This window comes from Pseudomonas fluorescens (assembly GCF_040448305.1).
Lineage (GTDB): Bacteria > Pseudomonadota > Gammaproteobacteria > Pseudomonadales > Pseudomonadaceae > Aquipseudomonas > Aquipseudomonas fluorescens_BH.
The window spans coordinates 1,956,407-1,976,414 of the sequence record NZ_CP148752.1 but is presented as its reverse complement, the minus strand read 5'-3'; the positions used below and the strand labels follow the sequence as shown (position 1 = coordinate 1,976,414).

Here is a 20,008-nt window from a genome sequence, read left to right as displayed (position 1 = left end):
TCCACTGCCGTGGGATGCAATGATGAGCAACCAGATTCCGGTACACGACGTCACTCCACCCGCCAGGAACGCGAACAACAGCGTCGACCTCTACGCCTCCAGGGAAAAAATCTACACCCGCGCCTTTACCGGCCTGTTTCGCAACCTGCGGATGACCGGCGGAGCCCTGTTGTTCCTGCTGTATTTCGGCACGGTGTGGCTGGACTGGGGCGGTCATCAGGCGGTGTGGTGGAACCTGCCGGAGCGCAAGTTCTTCATTTTCGGCGCCACCTTCTGGCCCCAGGATTTCATTCTGCTGTCCGGCATGTTGATCATCGCCGCGTTCGGCCTGTTCTTCATCACCGTGTACGCCGGACGGGTCTGGTGCGGTTATACCTGCCCGCAAAGCGTCTGGACCTGGATCTTCATGTGGTGCGAAAAAGTCACCGAGGGCGACCGCAACCAACGCATCAAGCTCGACAAGGCGCCCATGAGCGCCAACAAGTTCCTGCGCAAGTTCAGCAAGCACACCATGTGGCTGCTGATCGGCTTCGTCACCGGCATGACCTTCGTCGGCTACTTCTCGCCGATCCGCGAACTGGTGTTCGAATTCTTCACCGGCCAGGCGGATGGCTGGTCGTACTTCTGGGTCGGCTTCTTCACCCTCGCCACTTACGGCAATGCCGGCTGGTTACGCGAACAGGTGTGCATCTACATGTGCCCGTACGCACGCTTCCAGAGCGTGATGTTCGACAAGGACACCCTGATCGTTTCCTACGATCCGCGCCGTGGCGAAGGCCGTGGACCGCGTAAAAAAGGTATCGACTACAAGGCCCAGGGCCTGGGTGACTGCATCGACTGCACCATGTGCGTCCAGGTCTGCCCGACCGGCATCGACATCCGCGACGGCCTGCAAATCGAATGCATCGGTTGCGCCGCCTGCATCGATGCCTGCGACGCCATCATGGACAAAATGGAATACCCGCGCGGACTGATCAGCTACACCACCGAGCACAACCTGTCCGGGCAGAAAACCCATAAACTGCGTCCGCGCCTGATTGGTTATGCCATCGTGCTGCTGGCGATGATCAGCTTGCTGGTGACGGCATTCTTCATGCGTGCGCTGGTGGGTTTCGATGTCAGCAAGGACCGCGTGCTGTACCGCGAGAACGCCGAAGGCCGGATCGAAAACGTCTACAGCCTGAAGATCATGAACAAGGACCAGCGCGACCATACCTACCTGCTCGAAGCCTCCGGCCTGCCGGATCTCAAAATGCAGGGCCGACGCGAGATCAAGGTCGCGGCCGGCGAGATCGTCAGCCAGCCTGCCGAGCTGTCCGTCGCACCGGAAAAACTGCCGTCGAGCACCAACGAGGTGAAATTCATCCTCAAGGACGCCGATGACGACAGCGTCCACATTGAAGCCAAGAGCCGGTTCATCGGCCCACAGAATCGTTGAGAGAACTGAACATGCCCGCAGCAACTGCCGCAAGTCCCTGGTACAAGCACCTCTGGCCGTGGATCATCATCGGGATCCTGGCCTGCTCGGTGACCCTGACCTTGTCCATGGTGACCATCGCGGTGAAGAACCCGGACAACCTGGTCAATGACAACTACTACGAGGCCGGCAAAGGCATCAACCGCTCCCTCGACCGTGAGCTGCTGGCCCAGACCCTGAAAATGCGCGCCAGCGTTCATCTCGACGGCATGACCGGCGAGGTTGACCTGCGCCTGAGCGGCGACAGCCAGCCCGGGACCCTGGAGCTGAACCTGATCTCGCCGACCCAGCCGGAAAAGGATCGCAAGATCACCCTGACCCGCAGCGAAACCGAACAGGGCCGCTACATCGGCCAGTTGAGCGACAAGATCGAAGGCCGGCGTTTTGTCGAATTGCTCGGTACTCAAGACGAGCACATCTGGCGCATGTTCGAAGAAGAACTGGTCGGCCATGACAAGGATCTGCTGCTGGGTGACGAACCGCTGCAAGGTGCCGAAGATCTGAAGAAATAAAAAAGCCTGCGCTTCGCGCTTCGCGAGCAGGCTCGCTCCCACAGTGGATCTCCTGTGCACCCGAATCCTGTGCACGACACCGATCAAATGTGGGAGCGAGCCTGCTCGCGATGAGGCCCTCCCGGACGATGTAGACTCCACCTCATGACCACCCCACTCCCCTGCTACCACTGCGCCCTGCCCGTCCCGGCCGGCAGCCGCTTCACCGCTGCGGTCCTCGGGCAACCCCGCGAATTCTGCTGCCCGGGTTGCCAGGCCGTGGCCGTGGCCATTGTCGCCGGCGGCCTGGAGAGCTATTACCAGCACCGCAGTGAAGCCTCGGCCAACCCCGAAGCGCTGCCGGTGCAACTGGTGGATGAACTGGCGCTGTACGACCGTGCCGATGTGCAGCAACCCTTCGTTCGCCACGAAGGCGAACTCGCCGAAACCACACTCTTGATGGAAGGCATCAGCTGCGCCGCCTGCGGCTGGCTGATCGAAAAACACCTGCGCACTTTGCCGGCCGTGGCCGAAGCGCGCCTGAACCTGTCCAACCATCGCCTGCACGTGCGCTGGGCCGACGGGCAATTACCGCTGAGCCAGGTCCTCAGCGAACTGCGTCACATCGGTTACGCCGCACACCCGTATCAGGCCGACCGCGCCAGCGAACAACTGGCCAGCGAAAACCGCCTGGCCCTGCGCCAGCTCGGCGTGGCCGGGCTGCTGTGGTTCCAGGCGATGATGGCAACCATGGCCACCTGGCCTGAATTCAACATCGACCTCAGCCCCGAACTGCACACCATCCTGCGCTGGGTCGCGCTGTTTCTCACCACCCCGATTGTGTTCTACAGCTGCGCGCCGTTCTTCAAAGGCGCCATGCGCGATCTGCGCACCCGCCACCTGACCATGGACGTTTCGGTGTCGCTGGCCATCGGCAGCGCCTACATTGCCGGGATCTGGACGTCGATCACCGGGGTTGGCGAACTGTATTTCGATGCCGTCGGCATGTTTGCCCTGTTCCTGCTGGCCGGGCGTTATCTGGAGCGGCGCGCCCGCGAGCGCACTGCCGCCGCGACCGCGCAGCTGGTGAATCTGTTGCCCGCCTCGTGCCTGCGATTGACAGCCGATGGCCAGAGCGAACGCATTCTGCTCAGTGAACTGCGCATTGGCGATCAGGTGCTGGTTCATCCTGGCGCCATTCTCCCGGCTGACGGCAAGATCCTCGACGGCCAGTCGAGTGTCGACGAGTCGTTGCTGACCGGCGAATACCTGCCACAACCACGCACCCTCGGCGACGCGGTCACCGCCGGCACCCTGAACGTCGAAGGCGCACTGACCGTCGAGGTCCAGGCCCTGGGCCAGGACACTCGCCTTTCGGCCATCGTTCGCCTGCTCGATCGTGCCCAGGCCGAAAAACCGCGCCTGGCGGAAATCGCCGACCGCGCCGCGCAATGGTTCCTGCTGTTGTCGCTGATCGCTGCTGCGGCCATTGGCCTGTTGTGGTGGCAGCTGGATGCCTCACGAGCCTTCTGGATTGTGTTGGCGATGCTGGTGGCGACCTGCCCGTGCGCCCTGTCGCTGGCGACGCCGACTGCACTCACTGCTGCCACCGGTACATTGCACAAACTAGGGCTGCTGTTGACGCGCGGCCATGTCCTGGAAGGCCTGAACCAGATCGACACGGTGATTTTCGACAAGACCGGCACCCTCACCGAAGGTCGCCTGGCGCTGCGTTCTATCCGCCCCCTCGGCACGCTCGACAGCGATCAATGCCTGAGCCTCGCCGCCGCCCTGGAAAACCGCTCCGAACACCCGATCGCCCGCGCTTTCGGTCGTGCGCCGATGGCTGCCGAAGAAGTCCACAGCACACCGGGCCTTGGCCTGGAGGGACTGGTTGATGGGCGACGCCTGCGCATCGGCCAACCGCGTTTCGTCTGCGAACTGAGCGGCGCCGTGGTGCCGTCGATGCCCGAAGAAGCCGGCCAATGGCTGCTGCTTGGCGACAGCCAGGGGCCGCTGGCCTGGTTTGTCCTCGATGATCGCTTGCGGGCCGATGCGCCCGCGCTGCTGGCCGCGTGCAAGGCGCGAGGCTGGCGCACGCTGCTGTTGTCTGGCGACAGCTCGCCGATGGTCGCCAGCGTGGCGGCGGAACTGGGCATCGATGAAGCCCGTGGCGGCTTGCGTCCGGACGATAAACTGCAAGTCCTGCAACAACTGCACAAAGAAGGCCGCAAGGTGTTGATGCTGGGGGACGGGGTCAATGACGTGCCGGTGCTGGCGGCTGCGGATATCAGCGTCGCCATGGGTTCGGCCACCGATCTGGCGAAAACCAGTGCCGATGCCGTGTTGCTGTCCAACCGCCTCGACGCGTTGGTGCAAGCCTTCAGCCTGGCACGACGCACCCGCCGGGTCATTATCGAGAACCTGTTGTGGGCCGGGCTGTACAATGGCCTCATGTTGCCCTTCGCCGCCCTCGGCTGGATCACCCCGGTATGGGCGGCGGTGGGCATGTCGATCAGTTCGTTGACCGTGGTGTTGAATGCGCTGCGCCTGACTCGCATGCCGAGCGCGCCCGCCCTCTGCGCCACGCCAGAAACCCGCCCGCTGCCGGCCTGAGCCGCGCGGGCATGGAGTCCAGATGCCAGCTCTTTACGTGATGATTCCCGCTGCGTTGCTGATCGTGGCCATCGCCGTCTATATCTTCTTCTGGGCGGTGGACAGCGGTCAGTACGACGACCTCGACGGCCCGGCCCACAGCATCCTGTTCGACGACCAGGACCCGAACCACACCGCCGCCGTCGATGAGGCCAGCGGCCAACCGGCCAAAACGGACGACAAGGCCCCGCCCCATGCTTGAATTGGCGCCACTGCTGGTGTCTGCGGTGATCCTCGGTTTGCTCGGCGGCGGCCATTGCCTGGGGATGTGCGGCGGCTTGATGGGTGCGCTGACCCTGGCGATTCCCAAGGAGCAACGCAGCCGCCGCTTTCGCCTGTTGCTGGCCTACAACCTGGGCCGGATTCTGAGCTATGCCTGCGCCGGACTGCTGATCGGCCTGGCCGGATGGGCCGTGGCCAGCAGCCCGGCGGCGATGTTCCTGCGTATTCTCGCCGGGTTGCTGCTGATTGCCATGGGCCTGTACCTGGCCGGCTGGTGGAGCGGCCTGACCCGTATCGAAAGCCTCGGTCGCGGCCTGTGGCGGCATATCCAGCCAGTCGCCAACCGGTTGCTGCCGGTGTCGAGCGTTCCGCGTGCGCTGCTGTTGGGCGCGCTCTGGGGCTGGCTGCCGTGCGGTCTGGTCTACAGCACCTTGCTATGGTCGGCCAGCCAGGGCAACGCGCTGGACAGTGCATTGTTGATGCTCGCGTTCGGGCTCGGCACCTGGCCGGTGCTGCTGGCGACAGGCCTTGCCGCCGAGCGCACCACCGCATTGTTGCGCAAACGCAGCGTACGGATGGCGGGCGGATTGCTGGTGATGCTGTTCGGCATCTGGACCTTGCCGGGGCCGCATCAGCATTGGCTCATGGGGCACTAGATCGGCGGCGCGCCCTTCGCGAGCAAGCCCGCTCCCACAGGGGTCGCTGTGTACACAAAACCTGTGGGAGCGAGCTTGCTCGCGATGAGGCCCTCACAAACGACAAAGATTCTGACCTTGATGCAAATCAAGATGCCCCACCCCGCCCTCGCATAAAGTGGCTGACACTGCCAGCCTATCCGGGGAATGCCCGCATGATGCTCGACGCCATTCGTTGGGACACCGATCTGATCCGCCGTTACGACCTGGCGGGACCACGCTACACCTCGTATCCGACTGCCGTGCAATTCAACAGCCAGGTCGGCACCTTCGACCTGTTTCATGCCCTGCGCGACAGCCGCAAGGCCCAACGCCCCTTGTCGCTGTACGTGCACGTGCCGTTCTGCGCGAACATTTGCTATTACTGCGCCTGCAACAAGGTCATCACCAAGGATCGCGGGCGGGCGCAGCCGTATTTGCAGCGCCTGGAACAGGAAATCCAGTTGATCGCCTGCCACCTCGACCCCACGCAGAAAGTCGAGCAACTGCACTTCGGTGGCGGCACGCCGACCTTTCTCAGCCACGACGAACTGCGCCAGTTGATGGCGCAGTTGCGCAAACACTTCAATTTGCTGGACGACGACTCCGGCGACTACAGCATCGAGATCGACCCGCGCGAGGCCGACTGGTCGACCATGGGCCTGCTGCGCGAACTGGGTTTCAATCGGGTCAGCATTGGCCTGCAAGACCTCGACCCGGCGGTGCAGCGTGCAGTCAATCGCCTGCAAAGCCTGGAAGAAACCCGCGCGGTGATCGATGCCGCCCGCACCTTGCAGTTTCGCTCGATCAATATCGACCTGATCTACGGCCTGCCGAGACAGACGCCGGAGAATTTCGCCCGCACCGTCGAAGAGGTCATCAACCTGCAACCGGACAGGCTATCGGTGTTCAACTACGCCCACTTGCCGGAACGCTTCATGCCGCAGCGGCGCATCAACAGCAATGAACTGCCCACGCCTGCGCAGAAACTGGAAATGCTGCAGAGCACCATCGAGCAACTGATCAGCGCTGGCTACCGCTACATCGGCATGGACCATTTCGCCCTGCCCGACGATGAGCTGGCGATTGCCCAGGAAGAATCGACGCTGCAACGCAACTTCCAAGGCTACACCACCCACGGTCATTGCGACTTGATCGGCCTCGGCGTGTCGGCGATCAGCCAGATCGGTGACCTGTACTGCCAGAACAGCAGCGACCTGACCGAGTATCAGAACGTCCTTGCCACGTCGCAACTGGCCACCAGCCGCGGCCTGCTGTGCAATGCCGATGACCGGCTGCGGCGCGCGGTCATCCAGCAATTGATCTGCAATTTCAGTCTCGAATACGCTGACATCGAACAGGCCTTCAACATCGACTTCCAGGGCTATTTCGGCGTTCTCTGGCCCCAACTGCAAGACATGGCCAAAGACGGGCTGATCGAACTCGATCGCGACAGGATCACCATCCTGCCCGCCGGGCGACTGTTGGTGCGCTCGGTGTGCATGGTGTTCGACGCATACCTGGAACAACACAGTCGCCAGCGCTTTTCACGGGTAATCTAATTCTGCAAGCAAGCGCCCCAGACTGGCCTCGATATCCTATGGTGAGTTACCCTTACGTCTTATGTGTGAATTCCCACAAGGATTGAAGAAATGTCCGAGCCAGTAAAACTGCGCGCTCATAATCAAGCCCATTGCAAGGATTGCAGCCTGGCCCCTCTTTGCCTGCCACTTTCGCTGAATCTGGAAGACATGGATGCGCTGGACGAAATCGTCAAACGTGGCCGGCCGCTGAAAAAAGGCGAATTTCTGTTCCGCCAGGGCGATACCTTCGATTCTGTCTACGCAGTCCGTTCTGGCGCCCTCAAGACCTTCAGCCTGAGCGACACCGGTGAAGAACAGCTCACCGGCTTCCACCTGCCCAGCGAACTGGTCGGCCTGTCGGGCATGGACACCGAAAAGCACCCGGTGTCGGCACAAGCCCTGGAAACCACCTCGGTGTGTGAAATTCCTTTCGAACGCCTCGACGAACTGGCCCTGCAATTGCCGCAGTTGCGCCGTCAGTTGATGCGGGTGATGAGTCGCGAAATCCGTGACGACCAGCAAATGATGCTGCTGTTGTCGAAAAAGACCGCCGACGAACGCATCGCCACCTTCCTGGTCAACCTCTCGGCACGTTTCCGCGCCCGGGGTTTTTCCGCCAATCAGTTCCGCCTGAGCATGTCGCGTAACGAAATCGGCAACTACCTGGGCCTGGCAGTGGAAACCGTGTCCCGGGTCTTTACCCGCTTCCAGCAAAACGAACTGATCGCGGCAGAAGGCAAGGAAATCCGGATTATCGACCCGATCCAGCTGTGCGCCCTGGCCGGTGGCTCGCTGGAAGGCTGAAACAAAACGTTGCGGCTGAGCGAAAGGGTTCAGCCGCCGTTATACTTCGTTGTTTGCAGCCCTGCCAGGACACCACGACGATGGTCTTCGACTCCTTCGACATCAAATCCCTCATCCGCCCTGTCATCGACTTCCCGAAACCGGGTGTGATCTTTCGCGACATCACCCCGCTGTTCCAGTCGCCCACCGCCCTGCGCCTGGTGATGGACAGCTTCGCCCACCGTTACGTCGAGGCTGACTTCACCCACATCGGCGCGATGGACGCCCGTGGCTTCCTGATCGGTTCGGTACTGGCCTATCAGTTGAACAAGCCGCTGGTGCTGTTCCGCAAGCAAGGCAAACTGCCGGCTGAAGTGTTGGCCGAGGGCTATGCGACCGAATACGGCGAAGCCTTCCTGGAAGTGCACGCCGACAGTCTGTGCGAGGGGGATTCGGTGGTGATGTTCGATGACCTGATCGCCACCGGCGGCACCCTGATTGCCGCCGCCAACCTGATCCGCCGCATGGGCGCCCGGGTGCATGAAGCGGCGGCGATCATCGATCTGCCGGAGCTGGGTGGCTCGCAGCGTCTGGAAGACATGGGCATTCCTACGTTTTGCCTGACGCAGTTTGCGTTGAGCGACAAGTAAGCGGCGCCTGTCAGACCGCCATCGCGAGCAGGCTCGCTCCCACATTCGACCGCGTTCTGTCAGAAAGAATGCAATCCACTGTGGGAGCGAGCCTGCTCCGGGCGGCGATCCGACGAAAGCGTCGGTCGCTACACCGCCAAACTCAAAGCCCCATCTGCTTGCTGATGATCTCGTTCATCACTTCCCGCGTCCCGCCGCCAATCGACAGGATCCGGCTGTCGCGGTACAGCCGCTCCACCAGACTCTCGCGCATGTAACCCAGCCCACCGAGTATCTGCACCGCATCGGTGACGATCCGGTCCGCGGTATCCGTCGCAAAATTCTTCGCCATGGAAATCTCCTTGATCACGCTCTGCCCCGCCGCCATTTTCGCCGCCTGGCGGTAAGTGAATTCCCGGGACACTTCCAGCGCGGTCGCCATCTCGGCGAGGCGATGCTTGATCACCTGAAACTTGCCGATCGGCTTGCCAAAGGCTTCGCGCTGGCGCGCCCATTTCAGGCTCTCTTCCATCGCCAGTTGTGCGGTCATGTTGGCCATCAACGCCAAGGCCAGGCGTTCGCTCTGGAAGTTGCCCATGATGCAGGCAAAGCCCATGTTCTGTGTGCCGATCAGGTTTCCTGCAGGCACCCGGCAATCATCGAAGAACAGTTCAGCGGTGTCTGACGCCCACCAGCCCATTTTCTTCAGCTGTCGTCCTACGGTGAAACCGGGTGTGCCTTTCTCGATCAGTAACAGGCTGATGCCAGCGAAACCTGGCTCGCCCGTTCGCACTGCAACAGTGTAGAAATCCGCACGCACGCCGCTGGTGATAAAGGTCTTGCTGCCACTGACCCGGTAAAAATCACCTTCGCGCACGGCACGGGTTTGCAGGTTGGCGACGTCGGAGCCACCACCGGGCTCGGTAATGGCCAAGGCACTGATCTTCTCTCCCGACAGCACCCGGGGCAGCACACGATCACGCACTTCGGGCCGGGCCCACTTGAAAATGGGCGGCAGGCCGATATCCAGCGAGCCCAGGCCGGCAACCAGCCCGCCTGAGCCGCAGCGCATCAACTCTTCACTGGCGGCAACCTTGGCGAACAGATCCCCTTCGTGGCTGCCTCCGTAAGCCTCCGGGTAGCCGATGCCGAGAATCCCTGCCGCGCCGGCCTTGAGGTAGAGCTCGCGAGGAAAGCTTTCGGCCTCTTCCCACTGCTCGATATCAGGAAGGATCTCGCGCTCGACGAAACGTCTGACGCTGTCGCGGACCAATTGGTGGCTGGGGTCGAAGTATTCCTGAAAGGCTGACATCGGCGAGCTCCACTGAAGGGGTCAGTGAAGTTAACCGAGCGCTTGCTTGGTTTTCAACAGGATTGTGTGAATCAGCGAGACCGAGGTGCGCCCTTCGCGAGCAAGCCCGCTCCCACAGTTGATCTGCGAATACAGGTCACATTGTGGGAGCGGGCTTGCTCGCGAAGGCGTCAGTCAAGACACCACAAGACTCAGAGCGAAATCGGCTTACGCCCGGCAAACGAATGCGCCAGCGTCCCGCCATCCACCAGCTCCAGCTCGCCACCCAGCGGTACGCCATGGGCGATACGCGAGGCGATCAGGCCTTTGCTGCTGAGCAATTGGGCGATGTAGTGCGCCGTGGCTTCACCTTCCACGGTCGGGTTGGTGGCCAGGATGACTTCGGCGAACGTGCAGGCTTCTTCGATCCGCGCCATCAACTGCGGAATGCCGATGGCTTCCGGCCCCAAGCCGTCGAGCGGCGACAGATGCCCCTTGAGCACGAAATAGCGCCCGCGAAAACCTGTCTGCTCCACGGCATAGACGTCCATCGGGCCTTCCACCACGCAAAGCAAGGTGTCGTCGCGACGGGTATCGGCGCATTGCGGGCACAGATCATCTTCCGTCAGCGTACGGCACAAGCGGCAGTGACCGACCCCTTCCATGGCCTGGCTCAGGGCCAGCGCCAGTCGCGAACCGCCGCTGCGGTCGCGCTCGAGCAACTGCAACGCCATGCGCTGGGCGGTTTTCTGACCCACGCCTGGCAAAATTCGCAGGGCGTCGATCAGTTGGCGAATCAAAGGGCTGAAGCTCATGGTGGAAAAGTCCGACAAAACAACGAGACGCGGTTTATACCCGCGCCTCGGTTGAGCGTCAAATTGCAGCGTCAATTACTCAGTCCCGGGAAACCCGAACCACCAGCTTGCCGAAGTTGCGCCCCTCCAGCAGGCCGATGAACGCATCGGGCGCCTGCTCCAGGCCATCGACCACATCTTCGCGGAACTTCACCTTGCCATCGCGTACCCAGGGCGCCATGGCGCTGAGGAATTCCGGCTGGCGATCACCATAGTCATCGAACACGATGAAGCCCTGGATGCGCACCCGCTTGGTCAACAAGGTGCGCTGCAACAGTGGCAGGCGATCCGGGCCGCTCGGCGCTTCATGGGCGTTATAGGAGGCAATCAGGCCGCAGAGTGGAATCCGCGCCTTGGGATTGAGCAACGGCACCACGGCGTCGAACACTTTGCCGCCGACATTTTCATAATAAATATCGATGCCCTTGGGACAGGCTTGCGCCAGTTCCTCAGCAAAATCCGGGCTCCTGTGATCGATGCAGGCGTCGAAACCCAACTCGTCGACCACATAACGGCACTTTTTCGCACCACCCGCCACACCAACCACCCGCAGGCCCTTGATCTTCGCCACCTGGCCGACCACCGAGCCCACCGCCCCGGACGCCGCTGCAACTACCAAGGTTTCGCCGGCCTTCGGCTGGCCGATGTCCATCAGGCCCATGTACGCGGTCATGCCCGGCATACCCAGTACCCCAAGAGCCATCGAAGGGCTTGGCAGCACGGGAATCGGAATGATGCTGCGACCGTCATTGACACTGTGGCTTTGCCAACCGGTGGCACCGACCACCAGATCACCCTCCTGAAACTTCGGATTGAGCGACCGCTCGACCCGGCTGACAGCGCCCCCGGTCATCACTTCGCCGATTTCCACTGGTGCGGCGTAGGAAGGCGCGTCACTCATGCGTCCGCGCATGTAGGGATCCAGCGACAGGAAAACGGTCTTGAGCAGCACCTGACCGTCGGCCAGGTCCGGCAGCGCCACTCGTTCCATGCGGAAGTTTTCCGGCGTTGGCGCGCCTACCGGGCGAGAAGCCAGGACAATGCGTTGATTGAGGGTCATGGGGTCGGACATGGCAGCGTCTCCTGTGATCGTTGAGGTTCAGTGATATAGGGAGCAGACCTTTGTGGCGGTATGGCGTTCGATGTGTTTTCAGTTGGACCGGGGTGAATTCTTCGCGAGCAGGCTCGCTCCCACAGTGGATTTGTGTACGACGAGAATCCCCTGTGGGAGCGAGCCTGCTCGCGAAGGCGACTTCACAGGCACCGCATCCCTGTCAGCCAGAAACAAAAATGCCAGGCGCTATGCCTGGCATTTTTGTAACTCATCTGCCGCCTGAAGGCGAATCAGAATGGCAGTTTCATGCCCGGCGGCAGTTGCATGCCGGCAGTCATGCTGCCCATTTTGTCCTGGCTGTTGGCTTCGATCTTGCGCACGGCATCGTTGACCGCGGAGGCGATGACCGCTTCCAGCATTTCCTTGTCGTCTTCGCTCATGCCTTCGACCAGGCTCGGGTCGATGGTCACGCTCTTGACGTCATGACGACCGGTCATCACCACGGTGACCATATCGCCACCGGCCTTACCGGTGACTTCGGCGTTGGCCAGCTCTTCCTGCATCTTGGCCATTTTTTCCTGCATCTGCTGCGCCTGCTTCATCAGGCCGGCCATGCCACCTTTCATCATGGTAATCACCTCAAAAGTACTTGGATTAAAACAGCGCCCGGCCCATGTGGCCGGGCGCCTTCAGTTATTAGCCCTGAGTGACCAGGGCGTCGACAGGTTCAATAGTATCGTTACGGACCACCGCACCGAACTGCTGCATCATTTGCTGGATGAACGGATCACCGTGGATCGATTCCTCCGCCTCGCGCTGACGGTTGGCGCGGCGGCGCGAAGCCGCTTGTGCCGGGGTTTCCTGCTCGGGCTTGATCAGCTCGATGGTCAGGGTCAGCGTGCGCTGGTGAAACTGGTTCAGCGCATCGTTGAGGCGACGCTGTTGAGTGGCGTTGAACAAGGCACTGTGGGCCGGGTCCAGATGCATCAGCCAATTGTCGCCATCCACCGCGATCAGCGTGCAGTTGGCGGCGATGCTGCCGGTCATGCCGGAAATCGGCAATTTCGGGAACAGCTCCAGCCATTGCAGGGCCAGGCCGGTGGCCGGCATTGCCGCGGGCTCAGGCTCGGGCTCCGGAGCCGGGTCGGCGGCATGCTCGCTGGCCAGTTCGTCGAGGTAACTGTAGGCCGAATCCATGTCCGGCTCGATGTAATCCTCGTCCAGCGGCGGCTCGTCATCCAGGTCCATGCCCGGCGTCGCGGCATCGACGTCGGCCACCGAAAGTTCCGGGATCGGCGCGGCGGCCCATTCAGGCGCGTCCGGCACCACGCTGTCCGGCGTCGGCAACGGCATCGGCGGTAATTCGGGTTGTTCGCTGGCGGTTTCCAGCACCGGCTCGACCGCCGGTTGCTGGACGGGCGCCGGCTCGACCGGGTCATTCCACGGCAGGTCGACAACCTCTTCGACCACGACCGCTTCAACCACAGGCGCAGGCACAGGCACAGGCACAGGTTCCGGCACAGGTTCAGGCACAACGACCGGCACAACCGGTTCCGGTTCCGGAGCCGCCATTGGCGCAACCGCTATCGGTGCAACAGCCGCAGCGACTACCGGCGCAACAACCGGCGCGGCAGCCACTGAGTTTGCGGAATCAACTGTGGCCTGGCTGATCCCCACTGGCTTTAGCGGTTGCCTCGGGGCATCCGCGGTGTCTGCGGGCCGGAACGCCAGCATCCGCAGCAACACCATTTCAAAACCGCCCCGGGGATCCGGTGCCAGCGGCAGGTCGCGGCGACCGATCAGGCCCATCTGGTAGTAGAACTGCACGTCTTCGGCCGGCAAGGCCTGGGCCAGTGCCAGCACGCGATCACGGTCGCCGTGACCGTTGTCGACACCTTCCGGCAAGGCCTGGGCGATGGCAACGCGGTGCAGCACATTGAGAATTTCCGAAAGCACGCCGTTCCAGTCCGGCCCTTGTTCGGCCAGGTGGCGGACGGCTTCGAGCAACGCCTTGGCATCGCCTTCGATCAGGGCATGCAGGACGTCGTAGACCTGCCCGTGATCGAGGGTCCCGAGCATCGCCCGCACGTCGGCGGCCATGACCTTGCCTTCACCGAAGGCAATCGCCTGGTCGGTCAGGCTCATGGCATCACGCATCGACCCGTCGGCGGCGCGGCCCAGCAACCACAGCGCATCGTCCTCGAACGGCACGTTCTCGACACCCAGTACGTGGGTCAAATGCTCGACAACGCGTTCCGGCGTCATGTTCTTCAGGGAGAACTGCAGGCACCGCGACAGAATCGTTGCAGGAAGTTTCTGCGGGTCAGTGGTCGCCAGGATGAACTTGACGTAGGGCGGCGGCTCTTCAAGGGTTTTGAGCAGTGCGTTGAAGGAATGGCTGGAGAGCATGTGCACTTCGTCGATCAGGTAGACCTTGAAGCGCCCGCGGCTCGGGGCGTACTGCACGTTGTCGAGCAATTCGCGGGTGTCTTCGACCTTGGTGCGGCTCGCGGCGTCGATCTCGATCAGGTCGACAAAGCGGCCTTCGTCGATTTCGCGACACACCGAACACTCGCCACAGGGGGTCGAAGTGATACCTGTTTCACAGTTCAGGCATTTGGCAATGATCCGCGCGATGGTGGTCTTGCCGACCCCACGGGTACCGGTAAAGAGGTAGGCGTGGTGCAGCCGCTGGCTGTCCAAGGCATTGATCAGAGCCTTGAGCACATGGGTCTGGCCGACCATTTCGCGGAACGAGCGCGGACGCCATTTACGTGCAAGAACCTGATAACTCATCGAAAACCGTCGCAGCGAAGGAAGCAGAAGCGGCTAATGCTAGCGGAGCAAGGCACAAATTGCATCCGGTGCGCTCGTGTATTGTGGCCAAGCTGCACATCGGGGGCTTTTAACCGAGTGTTTATGCGGCTGGCCTTGGGGAATTTACTGTTGATCAGCCTGGACAGCGTGGCCGCGCAATCGTGGCTGCCCGATCAGCCTGGCGATTATCTCTGGAGCATCCCGCTCTTCACTCAACCCGACGTGTTGATCACCCGGCATGCGCCGCCGTGCGCAATGACCCACAAGTGCCGGTGCAGCGCATTCTGCGCCCCCTGGTTCGGATGAAGATGTCCGGGGGAGATCGATGAGATTGTCCGACTGTACATCGGTGGCGAGCCTGCTGCTGTGGATAAACCGCAAACGGCAAAAAACCGCCCCGGACAAGATCCTGGCAGCTAGCGAAAGTCTGATTTCAGAAAGATAACGCGAGAGAACACTCGCGTGGCGTTAAGGTGGTAACCCCACCAGCCACACCCCGGCACACAATGTCACCGCTGCGGCTGCTCCCTTCCAGGCCTGACCGGGTTCACGGTTGATCGTTGCGGGGGGACCGATGGGGTCACCATAACGACGCTCACCTGTCGGCGAGCCGCGCCATTGTACCTATCTGAGGCGAAGTTACAACCGTTGGTTTCGGATTAAAAACATGAGGGGGTTCAAGCACTTGCTATTGCTCCTCAAGCACCTCATCCGCCCTGCCGCCCTCCTGCTGAATCACCAGGTGAATAAAGTGCAGCTTGGCAATGACCGCTGATGGCAGGACGAACGGATAGAAATCCGGCTGCCCCATGCTGCGCGATAACTCGTTGAGCATGCCGGCCAGCTCGATCCACGCATTGACGAACGACAGGAACGCCGCGCCGCCGGGATGCTGTGGATCGTAGAGGGTATCCAACGGAAACGGCTGATAGTCGAAGTCCATTTCCCGGGCACTCATGCCAAAGCCCAGCGCGGTATCCACTGCGTCCATCATATGCAGGTAATGCGCCCAGGTTTCGGCCCAGTCTTCCCACGGGTGCATGGTGGCGTAGGCGCTGACGTAGTGCTGCTGCCAGTCGAGCGATGCGCCCTTCTGATAATGCCGCTCGAGGGCTTCAGCATAGCTGACGCTTTCATCGCCGAACAATCCGCGAAAAGGCTCAAGCCATTGGCTATCGGCGATCAATCGATCCCAGTAGTAGTGCCCGACTTCGTGACGAAAATGCCCGAGCAACGTGCGATAGGGTTCGTGCATTTGCACCCGTACCTGCTCACGGTGCGCATCGTCGGCTTCCTTGATATCAAGAGTCACCAGGCCATTGGCGTGTCCTGTGGTAGGCGATTGGCCTTCGAGGTCCACGCCGATGAAATCGAAGGCAAGGCCCGTGTCTTCATCGACGGTTTTGGGAATTACCTGCAACCCCAGACTGAGCAGTTGCGCGACCAGACGCCGCTTGGCGGTTTCCACCTTGCGCCAGCGCTCGTGGTTGTCAGTGATCGTCAGATCAGGAATGGTGCGATTGAGGCTGCAGGCAATGCACAAGACGTCATGGTCTTTGGCAGGCAGCAACCAATTACAGGCCGCCGGGGAGTCGAGGTTGGCGCAGCGTCGAAACAGGCCAGCCCCGGGATCGGCATCAAGCAGCCAGGTGCCCACCTGCACACCCGGTTGCAGCGCAGACAAGCGACTCTGCTCCGGCTGATAACCCAACGCCGCCGAACAGGCCAGGCACTGGCTGTTGCGAAAGAACAGCGACTGCCCGCAACGACAGGACCAGACCTTGCTGTTGCGCAAATTTTCGGCCATGAACGGCGCGGCGATGCGCGAGCTGAGTTGCTCGAAGAAAGGGTACATGGTGATCTCTCCCTGGGGTTTGCAGAGACTAGATCATTACCGAGAGATGATCGTTCCCCTGCTTTTTGTGGGAAAAATCAAAAGATCGCAGCCTGCGGCAGCTCCTACAGAGAAATGCGCTCTCCTGTAGGAGCTGCCGCAGGCTGCGATCTTGGGCGTCAAACCTGAATACCGTGACCTTTCAAGAACTCCACAAACGCCTCTTCATCCAGCACCTTCAACCCCAGCTCATTGGCCTTGGTCAACTTCGAACCAGCACCCGGCCCTGCGACCACGCAATGGGTCTTGGCCGACACCGAGCCGGCGACCTTGGCGCCGAGGCTTTCGAGTTTGTCCTTGGCCACATCGCGGCTCATCAACTCCAGCGAACCGGTCAGCACCCAGGTCTGCCCGGCCAACGGCAAGCCTTCGACGACTTTCTTCTCGCTCTGCCAGTGCATGCCGAAATCGGCCAGTTGCTTCTCCGCCGCTTCAGCCAATTGGCGATTGTCCTCGACCGCAAAGAACTCGCGCACCGAATTGGCCTGTTTTTCCGGCAGCGCCTGGCGCATATCCAGCCAATCCGCGCCGATCACCGCCTGTAGCGAGCCAAACTTGTCCGCCAGTTTCTGCGCCCCGCCCGGCCCGACCAAGGGGATATGCAGCTTGTCGAGGAAGCCACCCAGCGTGGTGCTCGCCGAAAACTCGGCGCCCAACTCGCCCTGATCCTGAATCTGCAGGCCATGCCTGAGCAAATCAGCGATCACCTGCTGGTTATGCGCATCCTCGAAAAAGCTGTGGATCTCGTGCGCGACTTCCAGACCAACATCCGGCAAGTACGTCAGCACCTGTGGCAAAGCCTGCTGCACCCGCTCCAGCGAACCCAGGGAGCGGGCCAGAACCTTGGCCGTCTCCTCGCCGACATCGGGAATCCCGAGGGCGTAGATGAACCGCGCCAGGCCCGGCTTCTTGCTGTCTTCGATGGCGCCGAGCAGGTTCTTGCTCGACAGTTCGGCAAAGCCTTCCAGATCGACGATCTGCTCAAAGGTCAGGGCGTACAGATCGGCCGGCGAGCTCACCAGGCCTTCGTCGACCAGTTGCTCAACGCTCTTCTCACCCAGGCCCTCGATGTCCATGGCGCGACGGGAAACGAAATGGATGATCGCCTGCTTGAGCTGCGCACCGCAGGCCAGACGACCGACGCAGCGATATACCGCACCTTCGCTGACCGTCTCGCGACCCTTGCTGCGCTTGATCAGCTGCGTGCGCTCGACATGGGAACCACACACCGGGCACTGCTCGGGAATCAGCACCGGCCGGGCGTTTTCCGGACGACGCTCCATGACCACTTGCACCACCTGCGGAATCACGTCACCGGCGCGGCGGATGATCACCGTGTCGCCGATCATCAGGCCCAGGCGCGCGACTTCGTCCATGTTATGCAGTGTGGCGTTGGCCACCGTGACACCGGCGACCTTGACCGGTTTCAGACGCGCCACCGGCGTCACCGCCCCAGTGCGGCCGACCTGGAATTCCACATCGAGCAGCTCGGTGAGCTCTTCCATCGCCGGGAATTTGTGGGCGATGGCCCAACGCGGCTCACGGGCGCGAAAGCCCAGTTCGCGCTGGGAGGCAATGCTGTTGACCTTGAACACCACTCCGTCGATTTCATACGGCAGCGCGCTGCGACGCTCACCGATATCGCGGTAGTAGTCCAGGCACTCGGCAATACCGTGCGCCAGTTTCAGCTCATGACTAATCGGCATGCCCCAGGCCTGGAGTTGCTGTAAATTGCCGATGTGCGTATCGGCAATGTCCGCCGACACCTGACCGATGCCGTAGCAGCAGAACTCCAGCGGACGGTTGGCGGTGATCTTCGAATCCAATTGGCGCAGGCTGCCCGCCGCCGCGTTGCGCGGGTTGGCGAAGGTCTTGCCGCCTACTTCCAGTTGCGTGGCGTTGAGCCGCTCGAAACCGGCCTTGGACATGAACACTTCGCCGCGCACTTCCAGGGTCGCCGGCCAGCCGGTGCCGTGCAGCTTGAGCGGGATGTTGCGCACGGTGCGCACGTTGACGCTGATGTCTTCGCCAGTGGTGCCGTCGCCGCGGGTCGCGCCGCGCACCAGGATGCCATCCTGATACAGCAGGCTGACGGCCAGGCCATCGAGCTTGGGCTCACAGCTGTACTCGACTGTCGCGCCGCCACCGAACAGGTCACCGGCCGGCAGGTCCAGGCCTTCGGTCACCCGGCGGTCGAACTCACGCATGTCGGTTTCTTCGAAGGCGTTGCCGAGGCTGAGCATCGGCACTTCATGACGCACCTGGGTAAACGCCGACAGCGCCGCACTGCCCACTCGCTGCGTTGGCGAGTCGCTGGTGATCAGTTCGGGATTGGCCGCTTCCAGAGTCTTGAGCTCGTTGAACAAGCGGTCGTACTCGGCGTCCGGAATGCTCGGCTCGTCGAGCACGTGGTAACGATAGTTGTGCTGATCCAGCTCAGCGCGCAGCTCTAAAATACGGTTCTTGGCGGCGGTCATGGGTGTTCTCTCATAAAGCAAAAGAGCAGCCGAGGCTGCTCAATCTGTTTTGCCGATTATCCCGCGCACCGCGCGGGAATAACCATTTCAATCAACGCTTCTGGGTCAGGGCGCGGCGTTCGAATTCCACGATGCGCTGACGGTAGTGCTCGATCGTCTGGGCGGTCAGCACGCTGCGCTGGTCGTCTTTCAATTCGCCGTTCAGCTCCTGGGACAATTTACGCGCCGCTGCCACCATGACGTCGAAAGCCTGTTTCGGATGGCGAGGGCCTGGCAGACCCAGGAAGAAGCTCACCGCCGGGGTGCTGAAGTGGTCGATGTCGTCCAGGTCGAATACGCCAGGCTTGACGGCGTTGGCCATGGAGAACAGCACTTCACCGTTGCCGGCCATGCTTTCGTGACGGTGGAAAATATCCATTTCGCCGAAACGCAAACCGCTCTCCAGAATGTTCTGCAACAGCGCCGGGCCCTTGAAGCCGGCAGCGTCGCGGCAGATCACGCTGATCACCAGCACTTCTTCAGCTTGCGGTTGTTCTTTGTCGTTGACCGCTGGCGAAGTCTTGGTGTCATCCGGGAAGTCGTCGTCACGACTGCTGAAGCTCGGGCCGCCGTCCAGATCCAGGCTGAGGTTCATGTCACCCTGGGAAGGCTCGCTGTGGCCACGCTTGCCGCGCTTGGAGCCCGACTCGCGAGGCTCGCGGGCCGGCATGCTCACCGACGGCAGATCGTGCTCGTCCAGTTGCGGCTCTCTATGCGTGTCCAGCACGCGCGGCGGGCCCAACAGCTCGGCGCTGGCGCTGCTGTCCTCGTCCGGCAGATTGGACAGACTTCGATCAAGACGGAACTTCAGTTTTCCCTTGCCGCCGCGCATACGGCGCCAGCCATCGAAAAGAATACCGGCAATGACAATAATGCCGATGACGATCAGCCACTCGCGCAGACCGATTTCCATGTAATCCCGTGCCTCTATAAAAAATGCTGAAAAATAAGGGGTTTACAACCTGCAAACCGCTTTAAAACGTGGCGCCAACTCTATGTTCTGACAGGCGTTTTGCCCACGTATACGAAAAATTGACATTAAACTAGCACGACCAAAGGCAACTTTAC

Annotated in this window: 16 protein-coding genes, 1 other RNA gene and 1 pseudogene; 9 read left to right on the top strand and 9 right to left on the bottom strand. The window is 61.5% G+C overall.

Annotation, left to right across the window (positions count from 1 at the left end):
• Positions 1 to 22 precede the first annotated feature (22 nt).
• The 8 genes from ccoG (at position 23) to WHX55_RS08985 (ending at position 8,535) form a co-directional block, all read left to right on the top strand.
• Positions 23 to 1,438, top strand: a complete 1,416-nt coding sequence (gene ccoG / locus WHX55_RS09020; RefSeq protein WP_353742422.1) for a cytochrome c oxidase accessory protein CcoG — start codon at positions 23 to 25, stop codon at positions 1,436 to 1,438.
• Positions 1,439 to 1,449: 11 nt separating this feature from the next.
• The gene (locus tag WHX55_RS09015) at positions 1,450 to 1,989 is read left to right on the top strand and encodes a FixH family protein (protein ID WP_151213272.1); all 540 of its coding nucleotides are present in this window, start codon (positions 1,450 to 1,452) and stop codon (positions 1,987 to 1,989) included.
• Between the two features lie 144 nt (positions 1,990 to 2,133).
• A complete protein-coding gene (locus tag WHX55_RS09010; RefSeq protein ID WP_353742421.1) occupies positions 2,134 to 4,584 on the top strand; it encodes a heavy metal translocating P-type ATPase in 2,451 nt (816 codons plus the stop codon).
• 22 nt (positions 4,585 to 4,606) lie between these two features.
• Positions 4,607 to 4,825: a cbb3-type cytochrome oxidase assembly protein CcoS gene (gene ccoS / locus WHX55_RS09005; protein WP_056721958.1), complete on the top strand. Its 219-nt coding sequence runs from the start codon at positions 4,607 to 4,609 to the stop codon at positions 4,823 to 4,825.
• Positions 4,818 to 5,501 (top strand): sulfite exporter TauE/SafE family protein, encoded by a 684-nt coding sequence (locus WHX55_RS09000; protein WP_353742420.1) that lies wholly within the window; start codon positions 4,818 to 4,820, stop codon positions 5,499 to 5,501. The genes ccoS and WHX55_RS09000 overlap by 8 nt, the downstream gene beginning before the upstream one ends.
• 197 nt (positions 5,502 to 5,698) lie before the next feature.
• Positions 5,699 to 7,081, top strand: coding sequence for an oxygen-independent coproporphyrinogen III oxidase (hemN, locus tag WHX55_RS08995; RefSeq protein ID WP_150724801.1), 1,383 nt, complete (start codon positions 5,699 to 5,701; stop codon positions 7,079 to 7,081).
• A gap of 90 nt (positions 7,082 to 7,171) precedes the next feature.
• Positions 7,172 to 7,906: a fumarate/nitrate reduction transcriptional regulator Fnr gene (gene fnr / locus WHX55_RS08990; RefSeq protein ID WP_046041331.1), complete on the top strand. Its 735-nt coding sequence runs from the start codon at positions 7,172 to 7,174 to the stop codon at positions 7,904 to 7,906.
• 80 nt (positions 7,907 to 7,986) lie between these two features.
• Positions 7,987 to 8,535, top strand: a complete 549-nt coding sequence (locus WHX55_RS08985) for an adenine phosphoribosyltransferase (protein ID WP_008050206.1) — start codon at positions 7,987 to 7,989, stop codon at positions 8,533 to 8,535.
• A gap of 142 nt (positions 8,536 to 8,677) precedes the next feature.
• Here WHX55_RS08985 and WHX55_RS08980 read toward each other — a convergent pair whose 3' ends face one another.
• The 5 genes from WHX55_RS08980 to dnaX all read right to left on the bottom strand — a co-directional run bounded on the left by WHX55_RS08980 (position 8,678) and on the right by dnaX (position 14,509).
• Positions 8,678 to 9,826, bottom strand: coding sequence for an acyl-CoA dehydrogenase family protein (locus WHX55_RS08980; protein ID WP_353742419.1), 1,149 nt, complete (start codon positions 9,824 to 9,826; stop codon positions 8,678 to 8,680).
• 191 nt (positions 9,827 to 10,017) lie between these two features.
• Positions 10,018 to 10,620, bottom strand: a complete 603-nt coding sequence (recR, locus tag WHX55_RS08975; RefSeq protein ID WP_150724677.1) for a recombination mediator RecR — start codon at positions 10,618 to 10,620, stop codon at positions 10,018 to 10,020.
• 79 nt (positions 10,621 to 10,699) lie between these two features.
• The gene (locus WHX55_RS08970; protein ID WP_150724676.1) at positions 10,700 to 11,731 is read right to left on the bottom strand and encodes an NADP-dependent oxidoreductase; all 1,032 of its coding nucleotides are present in this window, start codon (positions 11,729 to 11,731) and stop codon (positions 10,700 to 10,702) included.
• Between the two features lie 272 nt (positions 11,732 to 12,003).
• Positions 12,004 to 12,342, bottom strand: a complete 339-nt coding sequence (locus WHX55_RS08965; protein ID WP_007971455.1) for a YbaB/EbfC family nucleoid-associated protein — start codon at positions 12,340 to 12,342, stop codon at positions 12,004 to 12,006.
• A gap of 67 nt (positions 12,343 to 12,409) precedes the next feature.
• A complete protein-coding gene (gene dnaX / locus WHX55_RS08960; protein WP_353742418.1) occupies positions 12,410 to 14,509 on the bottom strand; it encodes a DNA polymerase III subunit gamma/tau in 2,100 nt (699 codons plus the stop codon).
• A gap of 269 nt (positions 14,510 to 14,778) precedes the next feature.
• Between dnaX and WHX55_RS08955 the strand changes: the two are divergent.
• Positions 14,779 to 14,950: pseudogene (locus tag WHX55_RS08955) on the top strand (amino acid ABC transporter substrate-binding protein); the annotation flags it as partial.
• 60 nt (positions 14,951 to 15,010) lie between these two features.
• Here WHX55_RS08955 and ffs read toward each other — a convergent pair.
• From ffs to zipA, 4 genes are all read right to left on the bottom strand, one after another.
• An RNA gene (gene ffs / locus WHX55_RS08950) (signal recognition particle sRNA small type) lies at positions 15,011 to 15,107 on the bottom strand.
• A 111-nt stretch (positions 15,108 to 15,218) separates the two neighbouring features.
• Complete coding sequence (locus tag WHX55_RS08945) at positions 15,219 to 16,385, bottom strand: putative zinc-binding metallopeptidase (RefSeq protein WP_150724674.1); 1,167 nt, start codon at positions 16,383 to 16,385, stop codon at positions 15,219 to 15,221.
• A 158-nt stretch (positions 16,386 to 16,543) separates the two neighbouring features.
• Entirely contained in the window at positions 16,544 to 18,901 is a 2,358-nt protein-coding gene (ligA, locus tag WHX55_RS08940) for an NAD-dependent DNA ligase LigA (RefSeq protein WP_353742417.1), read from the bottom strand.
• A gap of 91 nt (positions 18,902 to 18,992) precedes the next feature.
• Positions 18,993 to 19,853 carry a cell division protein ZipA gene (gene zipA, locus WHX55_RS08935; RefSeq protein ID WP_150724672.1) on the bottom strand — a complete coding sequence of 287 codons (861 nt, stop codon included), beginning with the start codon at positions 19,851 to 19,853 and terminating at the stop codon, positions 18,993 to 18,995.
• Between the last annotated feature and the right edge of the window lie 155 nt (positions 19,854 to 20,008).